Raw genomic sequence first — 15,896 nt, 5'->3', positions numbered from 1 at the left:
TGGTCCGCTGAGTGGACGAGCGACGTAAGGGATTCCTGCTCGGCGTCGCCGCCTACGCGCTGTGGGGGCTCTTCCCCCTCTACTGGCCGCTGCTCGAGCCCGCCGGTGCCGTGGAGCTGCTGGCCCACCGGGTGACGTGGTCGGCGCTCGTCATGGTGCTGCTGGTCGTGCTGCTGCGCCGCGGCCGGCGCGTGCGCGCGATGCTGCGCTCGGCGCGCACCCGGTGGCTGCTGATGCTCGCCGCGGTGCTGATCTCCGTCAACTGGGGCATGTTCATCTACGGCGTGAACAGCGGGCAGGTGGTCGAGGTCAGCCTCGGCTACTTCATCAACCCGCTGGTGACCGTGCTCGCGGGCGTGCTCGTCCTCGGCGAGCGGCTGCGCCGCACCCAGTGGCTCGCGCTGGCCATCGCCGCCGCCGCCGTGACCGGGCTGACGCTCGCCCTCGGGTCGCCGCCGTGGATCGCCCTCACGCTGGCCTTCTCCTTCGCCGGCTACGGGCTGGTCCGCAAGAAGGCCGACGTCGGGGCGGTCGAGGGGCTCACCGTCGAGACCCTGCTCGTCGTACCGCTGGCGCTCGGCTACCTGTGGTGGCTCGGTGCGGCCGGTCAGGCGCAGTCCCTCGAGGACTGGCCGTGGCACCTGCTGCTGCTGACCACGAGCGGGCTGGTGACCGCGCTGCCGCTGATCTGCTTCGGCGGCGCCGCGACCCGGGTGCCGCTGACCACGCTGGGGCTGCTGCAGTACGGCACCCCGACCCTGCACTTCGTGATCGGGGTGTTCCTCTACGGCGAGGAGATGCCGACCGCGCGGTGGCTGGCCTTCGCCGCCATCTGGCTCGCGCTCGCGCTGTTCACCCTCGACTCGGTGCGCCACCGGCGTCGTCGTGTCCCCGGCGACCGGCTCTCCGAGCTGCAGGTCGGGGCCTCCGGCGCCTGAACCTCCGGGCGAACGACAGGCGTTCACCGGGGGTTCAGGTGACGTGAACCTGCCGGGCAGCCGGGAATCAGAGGGTCGGGGCATGACCACCTACCTCCCTCTGCTCCCGAACGTCTCGGACGCCGCGACCACGCGCCACGGCTCCCGCAGCCTGATGACCTGTGCCTACAAGTGCGGCAACGCCTGCGACAAGCCGGTGCCGAACCCGACCGACCACACCGAGTTCGCGACCGTGGCGCGGCGCGCGTTCGCCCGCCGGTCCGTGCTCAAGGCCGGCGCCGCCGGTGCCGGCGCGATCGTCGTCGGTGCCGCGCTCGCCGAGCCTGCCGCCGCCGCGCCCACCGCCCGAGCCGGAGGGGCCACCGGTCCCGGCGCCCCGCTGAGCCGTACGCCGTTCGCCTCCGTCGCGCCGAACAAGGCCGACGCCGTGACCGTTCCCCCCGGCTTCCGCAGCGACGTCCTGATCCGCTGGGGCGACCCGGTCACCAAGGACGCACCGGCCTTCGACGTGGAGGCCCAGACGCCGGAGAAGGCCCAGCAACAGTTCGGCTACAACAACGACTACGTCGGGGTGCTCCCGCTGCGCCGTGACGCCTTCCTCATGGTGTGCAACCACGAGTACACCGACGAGGCGCTGATGTTCCCCGCCGGCTACGACGGCGAGGAGATCAAGCGCATCGCGATGGCCTCCCACGGCATGTCGGTGGTCAAGATCGAGCGCCACCGCCGCCCCGGGGCCTACAAGGTCAGCAGCCGCGCCAACGCCTACAACCGCCGCATCCACCTCGCCACGCCGTTCGAGCTCGACGGCCCGGCCGCCGGGGACGAGCGCCTGCGCACCAGCGCCGCCCCGACCGGCCGCACCGTGCTGGGCACGCTGAACAACTGCGCCGGCGGGCTGACACCTTGGGGCACGGTGCTGTCGGGCGAAGAGAACTTCAACCAGTACTTCGAGGCGAGCAGCGGCACGCTGCCCGCGGCGCAGGCCCCCTCGTACACCCGCTACGGCATCGTGCCGGTCAGCGAGCGCAAGTGCAGCACGGTCGACGAGCGCTTCGACCTCGACCGTGAGCCGAACGAGCCCTTCCGCTTCGGCTGGGTCGTCGAGGTCGACCCCTACGACCGCAGCTCGACGCCCCGCAAGCACACGATGCTCGGGCGGCTCAAGCACGAGGGTGCCAACATCGCGATCGCCGACGACGGGCGCGTGGTCGCCTACACCGGCGACGACGAGCGCGGCGACTACCTCTACAAGTTCGTCAGCAGGAAGAAGATGGACCGGCGCCGCACCGCCCGCGCCAAGCGCCACAACATGACGCTGCTGACCGAGGGCACCCTCTACGTCGCCCGCTTCAGCGACGAGGCCCCCGACGCGGCGCCGGAGTACGACGGCACCGGCGAGTGGATCCCGCTCACCAGCGACACCGAGTCGTTCGTCGACGGCATGAGCGTCGCCGACGTGCTCATCGACACCCGCCTGGCCGCCGACAAGGTCGCGCCCACCCGCATGGACCGCCCCGAGGACGTCGAGGTCAACCCGGTCAACGGCAAGGTCTACTGCGCGCTGACCAACAACAGCAACCGCGGTACGGCGTACCCGGTCGACGAGGCGAACCCGATCGGCAGCAGCATGGTCCGGACCTCTCCGGGAGCCGCGCTGACCCCCGCCTCGGGCAACCGCAACGGCTACGTCCTGGAGATCACACCGACCCGGGGCGACCACGCCCGGACCGGCTTCCGCTGGCAGCTGCTGCTCGTGTGCGGGGACCCCGAGGCGCCGGAGACCTACTTCGGCGGGTTCCCCAAGGACAAGGTCAGCCCCATCAGCTGCCCCGACAACGTCGCCTTCGACCGCGCCGGCAACCTGTGGGTCTCGACCGACGGCAACGTCCTCGGCTCGAACGACGGGCTGTTCCGCGTCCCGGTCGCGGGCCCGCGCCGGGGCGAGGTCAAGCAGTTCCTCACCGTCCCTGTCGGCGCGGAGACCTGCGGGCCCTTCATCTCCGCCGACGACCGCACGGTGTTCGTCGCGGTGCAGCACCCCGGCGAGGTGAACGGCGCGACGTTCGAGTCGCCGGCCAGCACCTGGCCGCACAGCGACGGCTTCCCGCGGCCCTCGGTGACGGTGCAGTACCGCTCCTGACCCGCCCCATCACCCAGACGCCCACGCCTTGTCCCCCGGGGCGTGGGCGTCGCTCGTGGGGCGACCGATTCCTCGCGGTGCTTGTGTGACGGGCGTCTCAGGTACAGAGTCGGACGATGACGACATATCTGCCGCTCCTCTCGGACCCCACCGGCCCCCGCCACGGCTCCCGCAGCCGGATGACGTGCCACTACCGCTGCGGCGACGCCTGCGACAAGCCGCTGCCCAACACGACCGACAACCCCGAGTTCTCCGACATCGCGACGCGTGCGATCGCGCGCCGCGCCGTGCTGGGCGGTGCCGCCGCCGGTGCGGGTGCCCTCGTCCTCGGCCTGCCCTCCCCCGCGGCCGCCGCTCCCGCTGCGGCGCCCGCGCAGCGTCGGGCGGGGGCGACCATGGGGACGGTGCGGTTCTCGCCGGTCCCGCCCAACGTGCGCGACCGGGTCACCGTGCCCGCCGGCTTCCGCAGCGACATCGTCATCTCCTGGGGCGACCCGATCCTCCCCGGCACGCCGGCGTTCGACGTCGACGCCCAGACGCCGGCCAGGGCGCGACGGCAGTTCGGCTACAACAACGACTTCCTCGCCGTACTACCGCTGCGCCGCGACACCGCGGTGATGTTCAGCAACCACGAGTACACGAACCCGGAGCTGATGTTCCCCTCCGACGGTGACTACGACGAGGACACGAAGAAGCGCATCGAGATGGCCTCGCACGGCCTGTCGGTGGTCAAGCTGCGTCGCGGCGGCCGCGCCGGCTCGTGGAAGGTGGCGGGGCTCGACAACCCCTACAACCGGCGCTTCCACACGAGCACGCCGTTCCGGGTCGACGGACCGGCCGCGGGCACGCGGCGCATGCGCACGAGCGCCGATCCCCAGGGCCGCACCGTGCTGGGCACGCTCAACAACTGCTCCGGCGGCGTCACGCCGTGGGGCACCGTGCTGTCGGGCGAGGAGAACATCGACCAGTACTTCGAGGCCAGCGAGGGCACCCTGCCCGCCGAGTACGCCGCGTCGTACGCCCGCTACGGCTTCCAGGCCGAGGCCGAGCGCGGCTGGGGGTCGATCGACCCGCGATTCGACCTCAGCGAGGAGCCGCACGAGGCGTTCCGGTTCGGCTGGATCGTCGAGGTCGACCCGTTCGACAAGAAGTCGACGCCCCGCAAGCACACGATGCTGGGCCGCTTCAAGCACGAGGGCGCCAACGTGGTGGTCTCCGACTCCGGCCACGCGGTGGCCTACATGGGCGACGACGAGAAGGGCGAGTACCTCTACAAATTCGTCTCCGCCGACCGGGTGCGCACGGCTCGGACCGCGAAGGCGAAGCGGCAGAACATGCGGCTGCTGACGCGGGGCACGCTCTACGTCGGCCGGCTGACCGACGAGGCGCCGGACCTCGCCCCCGAGTACGACGGCGTGGGGCGCTGGGTCCCGCTGTGCAGCGACACCGAGTCCTTCGTCGAGGGGATGTCGGTGGCCGACGTCCTCATCGACACCAGGCTGGCCGCCGACAAGGTCGCCCCGACCCGGATGGACCGGCCCGAGGACGTCGACGTCAACCCGGTCAACGGCCGCGTCTACGCCTGCCTGACCAACAACGACGAGCGCGGCAGCACCGACCCCGTCGACGAGGCCAACCCGCTGGCGGAGTCCATGGTCCGCGACTCGCTCGGCTCCGAGCTGGAGCCCGCGAACGGCAACCGCAACGGCTACGTGCTGGAGATGGTCGCCCGCAACGGCGACCACGACCGGCCCGTCTTCGACTGGCGGCTCATGCTCGTGTGCGGCGACCCGGACGCACCCGAGACCTACTTCGCCGGCTACGACCCCGACGAGGTGAGCCCGATCAGCTGCCCGGACAACGTCGCCTTCGACGTCGAGGGCAACCTGTGGGTCTCCACCGACGGCAACAAGCTCGGGTCCAACGACGGCCTCTTCCGGGTGCCCACCGCCGGGGCCCGGCGGGGCCAGGTGCTGCAGTTCCTCACCGTGCCGCCGGGCGCGGAGACCTGCGGGCCGGTCATCACCCGCGACCAGAAGACGGTCTTCGTCGCCGTGCAGCACCCGGGCGAGGACGACGGTGCGACGTTCGAGACCCCGATCAGCACCTGGCCCACCGGGACCTTCCCGCGCCCGTCGGTGGTGACCGCCTACCAGGGCTGAGGTCCCCCGACCGCAGTTGCCATGTGAACGCGGGTTGTGGACGCCTCCCCAGGGTTCTGCGCCTTGGTCGGCGTCCATAACCCCGCGTTACATGGGGGTGGGGGTTGTGGAGTGTCGGGGGTCGGGGTGAGGGTCGGAGCATGACCTCCACCCCGCCCCGCTCCTCCACCCCGCCCCGCCCCTCGGCCGCTCGCCCCTCCTCGGCCCCGCCCCGCTCCGCTGCTCGCCTCCACCCCGCCGCTGCTCCTGCGGTCTGCTCGATCGTGCCGCCCCACCTGCTGCGCCGGCTGACCGAGGCCGACGAACCGGTGCTGGTGGAGCTCGGCGAGCGGATGCTGCGCGTCGACTCCGGCTTCCGCGACCAGCGCGCCGCGAGCGGGACCCACCGCCGCGCCACCCCGGACGCCGCCCCCGGCCCGGCGTGGCAGGTGCACGACGCCGACGGCACCGAGACGCTGCCGGGTGAGCTGGTGCGCAGCCCCGGTGACCCGGAGAGCGGCGACGTCGCGGTCGACGAGGCCGCGGTGGGCCTCGAGGCCACCCAGGCGCTGCTCTCCGACTGGGGTCGCAGCTCCTACGACGGTGACGGGGCCACCGCCGTGGCGACCGTGCACTACGGCCAGGACTACGCCAACGCGTTCTGGGACGGCACCCAGCTGGTCTTCGGCGACGGCGACGGGGTGCTCTTCGGCCGCTTCACCGAGCCCGTCGACGTGCTGGGCCACGAGCTCGCCCACGCCCTGACGCAGTACACCGCCGGTCTCGTCTACTCCGGCCAGTCCGGCGCCCTCAACGAGTCGATGTCCGACGTCGTGGGCGCCTGCGTGAAGCAGCGGCTGCTGGGCCAGGACGCCGCCGACGGCGACTGGCTCATCGGTGAGGGCATCTTCGTCGCCGGGGTCCAGGGCGTGGCGCTGCGCTCGATGGTCGCGCCGGGCACGGCGTACGACGACCCCCGGCTGGGGCGCGACCCGCAGCCGGGGCACATGGACGACTACGTCGAGACCACCGACGACAACGGCGGGGTCCACATCAACTCCGGCATCCCCAACAAGGCCTTCCAGCTCGCCGCGACCGCGATCGGGGGGACGGCCTGGGAGGGGGCCGGGCGCATCTGGTTCGCCGCGCTGACGTCGGGGGTGCCGGCGACTGCCGACTTCGCCCGCTTCGCCGCCGCGACCGTGGCCGCCGCCGGTGAGCAGGCCGACGCCGTCACCACCGCCTGGACCCAGGTCGGCGTGACGCCCGACGCCGCCTCGACGCCGTCACCGGCCGGTCCGGTCGGCGGCGACACCCGCACGGTCGCGGTCACCCGCTCGGGCGGCTTCGCCGGGATGGTGCAGCGCGGGGCCGTCGAGCTCGACTCCGACGACCCGCGCGCCGGCGAGGTCGCCGGGCTGCTCGAGCGCATCGACTTCACCGCGCTGGAGCAGCGGGCCGCCGGCACGCCCCCGACGGGCGCCGACCAGTACGTCTACGAGTTCGACTGCGCCGGAGCGCGCTTCCAGGCCTCCGAGACGCTCCTCGACGACGACGTGCGCCGCCTCGCCGCGATCGTCCTCGACTCCTGAGCCGATCCTCAGGTGGTGCGGGTGGCGATGAGGTCGGCGAAGGCGACCAGGGCGTCGCGGACCGGTCCGGCCGGGAGCACGTCGAGCCGCCCGCTCGCCCGCCGGGCCAGGTCGAGGACGTAGGACCGGGCCTGGTCCATCGCCGGGTGGGCCCGCAGCAGGGCGAGGGCCTCGGCGTGCTCGCCGTCGTCGGTCAACGGCCGACCGAGCAGCTCGCGCAGCCGGGCGTCCTCGGGGCCATCGGTGGCCAGGGCGTAGAGCATCGGCAGCGTCGGCACGCCCTCGCGCAGGTCGGTGCCGGGCGTCTTGCCGGACTCGACGCTGTCGCTGGCGATGTCGAGGATGTCGTCGCTGAGCTGGAAGGCGACGCCGACCATCTCGCCGTACTCGGTGAGCGCGGCGGTGACCTCGTCGGAGGCGCCGCCGAACATCGCGCCGTAGCGCGCCGACGTGGCGATCAGGGAGCCGGTCTTGCCGCCGATCACCCGCAGGTGGTGCTCCAGCGCGCCCTCGGCGGTCTCCGCGGGCAGGGTCTCGAGGATCTGCCCCTCGACCAGCCGGGAGAAGGTCTGGGCCTGGATCCGGACCGCGTCGGCCCCGAGGTCGGCGGTCAGCTCCGAGGACTTCGAGAACAGCCAGTCCCCCGCCAGGATCGACACGTGGTTGTCCCACCGGGCGTTGGACGACTGGGCGCCGCGTCGCAGCAGCGCCTCGTCCATGACGTCGTCGTGGTAGAGCGAGGCCAGGTGGGTCAGCTCCACCACGCAGGCCGCGGTCAGGACCGGGTCGTCGCCCGCGTCGGCCGGCACCGCGGCCGACCCGCCGGTCTCGGCGGCCATGAGCACCAGCAGCGGACGGATCCGCTTGCCCCCGGCGTGCAGCAGGTGCCGGCAGGCCACGGTGATGAAGTCGGCCTCCGAGGTGATCTCACGCTCGAGCCGCTCCTCCACCTGCGCCATGCGCGCCACCAGCCGCTCCGCGAGCGCGGGGTCGAGCACCGGCAGCGCCAGCGCGGGCAGCGGCCCGCCGGCGGTGGTGTCGGTCATCGGACGAAGGCCCCGGCCTGTCCGGCGAGGTCCAGGACCGGTCCGGGGACGATGCCGAGCAGCACCGTGGCGGCCAGGCCGACGCCGATGACCGTGGCGGTCAGCACGCTCGGCGTTGCCACCGAGGGTCCGGCCCCGACCGGGTCGGAGAAGTACATGAGCACGATGACGCGCACGTAGAAGAACGCCGCCACCGCGCTGAGGACCACGGCGACCACGACGAGCGGCCAGGCACCGCCCTGGGCGGCGGAGGTGAAGACGGCCCACTTGCCGGTGAAGCCGCTGGTGAGCGGGATCCCGGCCATGGCCAGCAGGAAGAACGTGAAGGCGCCGGCCACGAGCGGCGACTCCTTGCCCAGGCCCGCCCAGCGGGACAGGTCGTTGGTCTCGCCGCCGGCGTCGCGCACGAGCGTGACGATGCCGAAGGCGCCGACCGTCATGAAGCCGTAGGTGACGAGGTAGAACAGCACCGCCTGCAGCGAGGAGATGTCGTTGCCGTTGGTCTGGTGCAGCCCCACGAAGCCCACCAGCAGGAAGCCGGCGTGCGCGATGGAGGAGTAGGCCAGCATCCGCTTGATGTCCGACTGCGCCAGCGCCAGCACCGAGCCGACGGCCATGGTGAGGATCGCGACGATCCAGATCATCGGCGTCCAGTCGGACTCGGCGGCACCGAAGGCGACGTAGAAGAGCCGCAGCAGCGCCCCGAAGGCGGCGATCTTGGTGCACGCGGCCATGAAGGCGGTCACCGCGGTCGGGGCGCCCTGGTAGACGTCAGGGGTCCACGCGTGGAACGGCGCGGCGCCGACCTTGAACAGCAGGCCGACCGCCATCAGGCCGATGCCGGCCAGCAGCAGCGCGTCGGCGCCGATGCGGCCGTCGACCGCCTCGGCGATGCCGGCCAGGCTGGTGGTGCCGGCGTAGCCGTAGGTCAGCGCGATGCCGTAGAGGAAGAAACCGGAGCTGAAGGCGCCGAGGAGGAAGTACTTCATCGCCGCCTCCTGGCTCAGCAGTCGGCGACGGCGCGCCAGCCCGCAGAGCAGGTAGAGCGGCAGCGAGAAGACCTCGAGGGCGACGAACATCGTCAGCAGGTCGTTGGCCGAGGCGAAGAGCATCATGCCGCCGACGGCGAAGAGCATCAGCGGGTAGACCTCGGTGTGCTCGAGGCCCTTGGTGGAGGCCTGGCGCTCGGCCTCGGTGCCCGGCAGGGCGGCGGCCTGGCCGGCGAAGGCCGTGAGGCCGCCGTCGAGGTGGCGCTCGGCGAAGAGCATCGCGCTCGTGAACGACAGCACCAGCAGGGTGCCCCACAGGAACACCGAGGGACCGTCGACGGCGATGGCGCCCTCGGCCACCAGGGAGCCGTAGGCCGCACCGTCGGCCCGCTCGGTCAGGTCGGTGGCCACCCAGACGGTGGCGGCGAAGGCGGCGGCGAGGCCGACCAGCGTCAGGACCGACTGCACGGCATAGCGCACCCGCCGCGGCGCGAACGCCTCGACGATGACGCCCAGCAGCGCGAAGCCGAACACGATCAGCAGCGGCGAGACGGCCGCGTAGTCGATCGAGGGGGTCTGGAACTCGCTCATTCGCCGCTCTCCTCGGTCGCTGCGGAGGACTCGTCCACGGCCGGCGCCGGGTCGGAAACGCCGACCTGGCTCAGCGTGGTCTCCACGGCGGGCTCGATGACGTCGATCAGGGGCTTGGGGTAGAAGCCGAGGGCCACGATCAGCACCAGCAGCGGCGCCAGCGCGGCCACCTCACGGCGGTTCAGGTCCGGCATCGTCGCGAGGCTCGGTCGCAGCGGACCGGTCATCGTGCGCTGGAACATGAGCAGGATGTAGAGCGCCGCGATCACGATGCCGAGCACCGCGAAGACGGCGTACCACCAGTCGTAGAGGAAGGCCCCCGTCATGACGAGGTACTCCGAGACGAACGGCGACAGGCCCGGCAGCGACAGCGACGACAGGCCGCCGACGAGGAAGACACCGGCCAGCACCGGTGCGACCTTCTGCACGCCGCCGTAGTCGGGGATCAGCCTCGACCCGCCCCGGCTGATGAGGAAGCCGGTGACGAGGAACAGCACGCCGGTCGAGAGACCGTGGTTGAACATGTAGAGCAGCGAGCCGGTCTGGCCGGCGCTGTTGAACACGAAGATGCCCAGCACGATGAAGCCGAAGTGCGACACCGAGGTGTAGGCGATCAGGCGCGGGATGCTGCGCTGGTTGATCGCGACGAGGCCGCCGTACAGGACGCTGACGACCGCGAGCACGAGCACCACCGGGGTGGCCCACTGCGAGGCCTCCGGGAAGAGCCCGAGGCAGAAGCGCATCATGCCGAAGGTGCCGATCTTGTCGAGGATCGAGACCAGCAGCACCGAGGTGCCCGGGGTCGCCTCGTCGGCGGCGTCGGGCAGCCAGGTGTGCACCGGCACCATCGGCGCCTTGGTGGCGAAGGCGAAGAAGAAGCCCACGAACAGCCAGCGGGCGTAGCCGGTGTCGGCCTCGGCCATGATCGGCACCAGCTCGGTGAGCAGGTACGTCGGTCCGCCGTCGGACCCTGCGGACTCGACGTAGAGGCCGATGACCGAGGCCAGCATGACGAGGCCGCCGAGGAGGCTGAAGATCAGGAACTTCACCGCGGCGTAGGAGCGCTTGGCCCCCCCGAAGCCGCCGATGAGGAAGTAGATCGGGATCAGCGTGGCCTCGAAGAGCACGTAGAAGAGGAAGACGTCGATCGCGGCGAAGGTGCCGAGGGCCAGACCCTCGAGCGCCAGCATCCAGGCGAAGAAGGACTTCGTCGACCACCGGCCGTTGTCACCGTCGCGCCAGGAGGCAGCGATGACGACGGGCGTCAGGATGGCCGTCAGCAGGATCAGCGTCAGGCCGATGCCGTCGACACCGACGGCGTAGTGGGCGCCGAAGGCCCCGATCCACTCGTGGACCTCGGAGAACTGGTAGCCCTCCGCGCCGGTGTCGTAGCCCGCGGCCAGCACGCCGACCACGACGAGCGTCAGCAGCGAGACGCCGAGCGCCACGGTCTGGGGCAGGTTCGTGGTGCGCGCGCCGACGCCGGAGCGCTCGGGCAGGAACATCAGCGCCACCGCGCCCACGAGGGGCACGAGGATGCTGAGGGTCAGCAAGGGGAAGTCGCTCATGCGAAGCTCACCGCCAGGAGTGCGAAGGTGACGACGAGGGCGCCGACGAGGACGGACAGGGCGTAGCTGCGCACGTAGCCGCTCTGGAGCTTGCGGAAGGTGCCGGCCATGCCCATCGCGGCGCGCCCGGTCCCGTCCACCACCCCGTGGTCGAGGGTGCGGTCGTCGAAGTGGACCATCCCGTCGACCGCCGAGTTGCCCGGCCGCATGAGGACCGCCTCGTTGAAGGCGTCGCCGTACAGGTCGGCGCGTGCGGCCCGGGTGGCGAAGGAGACCTTCGTCGGCGCGGTGCGCGGCACCTCCTTGCGACCGACGGTCAGCCACGCGACGGCCACGCCGAGCGCGACCACCACGGTGACGATGAGCGTGTAGGCCAGCGGGGGCAGCGGCAGGGAGTGCTCGACCTCCTCACCGACGACCGGCTTGAGCCAGTCCTTGATCCAGCCGCCGAGGTAGAGCAGGCCGCCGAGCACCGACAGCGCGGCGAGCACGATCAGCGGCACGGTCATGGTCTTGGGCGACTCGTGCGGGTGGACCTCCTCGGCCCAGCGCTTCTCCCCGAAGAACGTCATGAGCATGAGGCGCGTCATGTAGAACGCGGTCACGCCCGCACCGAGCAGAGCGGCGAGGCCCATCCACAGGCTCTCGCCGAAGGCCGACTCGATGATCTTGTCCTTCGACCAGAACCCGGAGAAGCCCGGGAAGCCGATGATCGCGAGGTAGCCCATGGCGAAGGTCAGGAACGTCACCGGGAGCGCCTTCTTCAGCGCGCCGTAGTGGCGCATGTCCACGTCGTCGTCCATCGCGTGCATGACGGAGCCGGCGCCGAGGAACATGTTGGCCTTGAAGAAGCCGTGGGTCAGCAGGTGGAAGATCGCGTAGGCGTAGCCCGCGACCCCGAGCCCTGCGGCGAGCATCATGTAGCCGATCTGGCTCATGGTCGAGCCGGCGAGGGCCTTCTTGATGTCGTCCTTGGCGCACCCGATGGCCGCACCGGCGAGCAGCGTGACGACGCCGACGATCGCGACGGCGTGCTGGGCGACCTCGGTGCGCTCGAAGATGAAGTTGGAGCGCACGACGAGGTAGACGCCGGCGGTGACCATGGTGGCGGCGTGGATCAGGGCCGAGACCGGGGTCGGGCCCTCCATGGCGTCCAGCAGCCAGGACTGCAGCGGCACCTGGGCCGACTTGCCGCAGGCGGCCAGCAGCAGGAGCAGGCCGATGACGGTGAGCGTGGTGTCCCCCGCACCCTCGGCCATCGAGGAGACCTCGGCGAAGGAGACGGTGCCGAAGGTGGCGATCATCAGCATGGTGCCGAGCGCCAGGCCGATGTCACCGACGCGGTTGACGACGAAGGCCTTCTTGGCGGCCACGGCGGCCGAGGTCTTGTGCTGCCAGAAGCCGATGAGCAGGTACGACGCCAGGCCGACGCCCTCCCAGCCGAGGAACACGCCGAGGTAGCCGTCGGCCAGCACCAGCGTGAGCATCGCGGCCACGAAGAGGTTGAGGTAGGCGAAGAACCGCGCCCGCCGCTCGTCGTGGGCCATGTAGCCGATGGAGTAGAGGTGGATCAGCGAGCCGACCCCGGTGATGAGCAGCACGAAGAGCGCGCTCAGCGGGTCGAAGAGGATCCCGAGCTCGGCGTCGAACGACCCGGCGGAGAACCAGGTCCACAGCTGCTGGCCGACCTGGCGCTCGCTCTCGTCGTTGCCCAGCAGGCCGACGAAGGCGATGACGCCGACGACGAAGGAGCCGGCGACGGTGGCGGTGCCCAGCAGGTGGGCCCAGGCCGACGTACGGCGGTTGCCGAGCAGCAGGATGACCGCGGCGCCGAGCGCCGGCAGCGCGATGATCAACCAGAGCAGCAAGAAGATGCCTCCCTGCTCGGTCGGCGCCACGACCGGGGTCCCCCCCTCGGCGAGGCGGACGGCTGCCATCGAGATGTTCACGAGGTGCCTCTCAGTACTTCAGCAGGCTGGCGTCGTCGACCGAGGCCGAGCGACGCGTGCGGAAGATGGTCATGATGATGGCGAGCCCGACGACGACCTCGGCCGCGGCCACGACCATGACGAAGAACGCCGCGATCTGGCCGTCGAGGTTGCCGTTGGTGCGGGAGAAGGTCACCAGGGCCAGGTTCGAGGCGTTGAGCTGCAGCTCCACGCACATGAACACCACCAGGGCGTTGCGCCGGGTGAGGACGCCGACGCAGCCGATGGTGAACAGGATCGCCGAGAGCACCAGGAAGGGTGTCGCGCTCACTTCCGCTCCCCTCCTTCGTGCCCGTCGGGCGTGATGAACTCCGCGATGTCGTCGACCAGCTCCGGCAGCGACTGCACGGTGCCGCGGGCGGCGAGCACCCGCGAGACCGAGAGCTCCGAGGGTGTGCCGTCCGGCAGCAGGGCCGGGGTGTCGACGGCATTGTGCCGGGCGAAGACCCCGGGGTTGGGCAGGGGGCCGGGGTGCTTGCCGTGCTCGGCGTAGTCACGCATCCGCTTCTTGGCCAGGTCGGCCTGCGTCGGCTTCGGCGTCAGGCGCTCGCGGTGGGCGAGCACCATCGCACCGAGCGCGGCGGTGATGAGCAGCGCGCTGGTGGTCTCGAAGGCGAACACGTAGCGGCTGAAGAGCAGCTGCGCCAGGCCCTGGATGTTGCCGTCGGCGTTGGCCTCGGTCAGCCCGACGACCGCTCCGACGCTCACCTGGGCCACGCCGAGCGTGAGCAGGAGGCCGAAGAGGAGCCCGACCGAGAGAGCGGCGAGCCGCTGCCCCCGGATGGTCTCGACCAGCGAGTCGGAGGCGTCGACGCCGACGAGCATGACGACGAAGAGGAACAGCATGAGGATCGCGCCGGTGTAGACGATGATCTGCACGGCGAACAGGAACGGGGCGTCCTGCAGCAGGTAGAGCAGCGCGAGGCCGATCATCACCACGGCCAGCAGCAGCGCGGCGTGGACGGCCTTGCGGACGAACAGGATGCCCAGCGCGGCCAGCACCATGATCGGGGCCAGCACCCAGAACAGCAGCATCAGCGCGTCCCCTCGCCCTCGTGCGACCCGCCACCGGCGTCCGTGGCCGCCGGGTCGGCCGGGGCCGACGGCGACTGCGAGCGGAAGGCGCCGCGGTAGTAGTCGCCCTCGTCCTCGCCCAGCATCATCGGGTGGGGCGGCTGCTCCATCCCGGGCAGCAGCGGCGCCAGCAGGTCCTTCTTCTCGTAGATGAGGTCGGCGCGCGAGGCGTCGGCCAGCTCGTACTCGTTGGTCATCGTCAGCGCACGCGTCGGGCAGGCCTCGATGCACAGCCCGCACAGGATGCAGCGCAGGTAGTTGATCTGGTAGACGCGGCCGTAGCGCTCCCCCGGCGAGAACCGCTCGTCCTCGGTGTTCGAGGCACCCTCGACGTAGATCGCGTCGGCGGGGCACGCCCAGGCGCACAGCTCGCAGCCGATGCACTTCTCGAGCCCGTCGGGCCAGCGGTTCAGCTGGTGCCGGCCGTGGAAGCGCGGCGCGGTGGCCTTCTTCTCCTTGGGGTACTGCTCGGTGACGGTCTTGCGGAACATCGTCCGGAAGGTCACCCCGAACCCGGCGATCGGGTCCCAGAGGGTCTCCTTGACTGTCGCCATCACTTCTCCTGGTCGGTGGTGGTCGGGGTCCGGGCCGCGCGCGAGCCGGCGTCCTCGGCCGACATCGGCGGCGGCACCGGGTAGCCGCCGGCGAAGGCGTCGAAGGCGGGTTGCTCGTCCTCGTCGTCGTCCTTCTCGGTCCCGCCGAAGAAGAACGTCACGAGCGTCAGCGCGGCGAAGACTCCGACCGCGATGAGCAGCTGGCGCTGCTCGATGGCGCCCTCGAGGGTGGCGGCGCGGATGGTGGCCACCGCGACGATCCAGACCAGCGAGATCGGGATGAGGACCTTCCAGCCGAACGCCATGAACTGGTCGTAGCGCAGGCGGGGCAGGCTGCCGCGCAGCCAGATGAAGAAGAAGATGAAGCCGAGGACCTTGCCCATGAACCACAGGAACGGCCAGTAGCCCTCGTTGGCGCCGTCCCACAGGCTGATCGGCCACGGCGCGCGCCAGCCGCCGAGGAACAGGGTGGTCGCGACGGCCGAGACGGTCGCCATGTTGATGTACTCGGCGAGGAAGAACAGCGCGAACTTCAGCGAGCTGTACTCGGTGTGGAAGCCGCCGACTAGCTCGCCCTCGGCCTCGGGGAGGTCGAAGGGCGCGCGGTTGGTCTCCCCCACCATCGCGATCACGTAGATCACGAACGACGGCAGCAGGAAGAAGGCGAACCAGGTGTCCTCCTGGGCGGCGACGATCTCCGAGGTCGACATCGAGCCGGCGTAGAGGAAGACCGCGACGAACGCGAGGCCCATCGCGACCTCGTAGGAGATCATCTGCGCCGAGCTGCGCAGCCCGCCGAGCAGGGAGTACGTCGAGCCCGAGGACCACCCGCCCAGCACGATCCCGTAGATGCCGATCGAGGCGATGGCCAGCACGAAGAGGACGGCCACCGGCATGTCGGTCAGCTGCAGCGGGGTGACGGTGTCGGTGAAAGGGATCGTCACCTCGGGGCCGAACGGGATCACCGAGAAGGCCACGAAGGCCGGCACCACCGAGATCACCGGCGCGATGATGAAGACGACCTTGTCGGCCGACTTCGGGATGATGTCCTCCTTCAGCGCCAGCTTCACGCCGTCGGCGAGGCTCTGGAGCAGGCCGAAGGGGCCGTGCATGTTGGGGCCGATGCGGTGCTGCATGCGCGCGACCACGCGCCGCTCCCACCAGATGTTGAACAGGGTGAGCACCACGAGGACGACGAAGATCATCAGCGCCTTGAGCAGCACCACCCACACGGGGTCCTGCCCGAAGGAGCTCAGGTCGTCGGCCCGGGAG

General features: G+C 71.0%; 12 protein-coding genes. 4 read left to right on the top strand and 8 right to left on the bottom strand.

Annotated features, from left to right (window positions below):
* Positions 1-11: 11 nt before the first annotated feature.
* The 4 genes from rarD (at position 12) to G7072_RS01365 (ending at position 6,814) form a co-directional block, all read left to right on the top strand.
* Positions 12-938, top strand: a complete 927-nt coding sequence (gene rarD / locus G7072_RS01380) for an EamA family transporter RarD (RefSeq protein ID WP_166083863.1) — start codon at positions 12-14, stop codon at positions 936-938.
* Between the two features lie 82 nt (positions 939-1,020).
* Positions 1,021-3,081 carry a PhoX family phosphatase gene (locus tag G7072_RS01375; protein ID WP_166083862.1) on the top strand — a complete coding sequence of 687 codons (2,061 nt, stop codon included), beginning with the start codon at positions 1,021-1,023 and terminating at the stop codon, positions 3,079-3,081.
* Between the two features lie 116 nt (positions 3,082-3,197).
* On the top strand, positions 3,198-5,243 hold the full coding sequence (locus G7072_RS01370; RefSeq protein WP_166083861.1) for a PhoX family phosphatase: 2,046 nt from the start codon (positions 3,198-3,200) through the stop codon (positions 5,241-5,243).
* Between the two features lie 140 nt (positions 5,244-5,383).
* Entirely contained in the window at positions 5,384-6,814 is a 1,431-nt protein-coding gene (locus G7072_RS01365) for a protealysin inhibitor emfourin (RefSeq protein WP_166083860.1), read from the top strand.
* 8 nt (positions 6,815-6,822) lie between these two features.
* Here G7072_RS01365 and G7072_RS01360 read toward each other — a convergent pair whose 3' ends face one another.
* The 8 genes from G7072_RS01360 to nuoH are packed head-to-tail and all read right to left on the bottom strand — an operon-like array spanning position 6,823 to position 15,829.
* Entirely contained in the window at positions 6,823-7,860 is a 1,038-nt protein-coding gene (locus tag G7072_RS01360; protein WP_166083859.1) for a polyprenyl synthetase family protein, read from the bottom strand.
* Entirely contained in the window at positions 7,857-9,440 is a 1,584-nt protein-coding gene (gene nuoN, locus G7072_RS01355) for an NADH-quinone oxidoreductase subunit NuoN (RefSeq protein WP_166083858.1), read from the bottom strand. The genes G7072_RS01360 and nuoN overlap by 4 nt, the downstream gene beginning before the upstream one ends.
* Entirely contained in the window at positions 9,437-11,008 is a 1,572-nt protein-coding gene (locus G7072_RS01350; protein WP_166083857.1) for an NADH-quinone oxidoreductase subunit M, read from the bottom strand. The genes nuoN and G7072_RS01350 overlap by 4 nt, the downstream gene beginning before the upstream one ends.
* Positions 11,005-12,945 (bottom strand): NADH-quinone oxidoreductase subunit L, encoded by a 1,941-nt coding sequence (nuoL, locus tag G7072_RS01345; RefSeq protein WP_166089504.1) that lies wholly within the window; start codon positions 12,943-12,945, stop codon positions 11,005-11,007. The genes G7072_RS01350 and nuoL overlap by 4 nt, the downstream gene beginning before the upstream one ends.
* A 22-nt stretch (positions 12,946-12,967) precedes the next feature.
* The gene (nuoK, locus tag G7072_RS01340; protein ID WP_166083856.1) at positions 12,968-13,267 is read right to left on the bottom strand and encodes an NADH-quinone oxidoreductase subunit NuoK; all 300 of its coding nucleotides are present in this window, start codon (positions 13,265-13,267) and stop codon (positions 12,968-12,970) included.
* Complete coding sequence (locus G7072_RS01335; protein WP_166083855.1) at positions 13,264-14,031, bottom strand: NADH-quinone oxidoreductase subunit J; 768 nt, start codon at positions 14,029-14,031, stop codon at positions 13,264-13,266. The genes nuoK and G7072_RS01335 overlap by 4 nt, the downstream gene beginning before the upstream one ends.
* A complete protein-coding gene (gene nuoI, locus G7072_RS01330) occupies positions 14,031-14,624 on the bottom strand; it encodes an NADH-quinone oxidoreductase subunit NuoI (protein WP_166083854.1) in 594 nt (197 codons plus the stop codon). Before nuoI ends, G7072_RS01335 begins: the two co-directional genes overlap by 1 nt.
* Positions 14,624-15,829, bottom strand: a complete 1,206-nt coding sequence (gene nuoH / locus G7072_RS01325) for an NADH-quinone oxidoreductase subunit NuoH (RefSeq protein WP_240917242.1) — start codon at positions 15,827-15,829, stop codon at positions 14,624-14,626. The genes nuoI and nuoH overlap by 1 nt, the downstream gene beginning before the upstream one ends.
* Between the last annotated feature and the right edge of the window lie 67 nt (positions 15,830-15,896).

Origin of the sequence: Nocardioides sp. HDW12B, assembly GCF_011299595.1 — a bacterium.
Taxonomy (GTDB): Bacteria; Actinomycetota; Actinomycetes; order Propionibacteriales; family Nocardioidaceae; genus Marmoricola_A.
The sequence above is the reverse complement of the archived record's forward strand: the minus strand, read 5'-3'. Positions and strand labels throughout refer to the sequence as shown.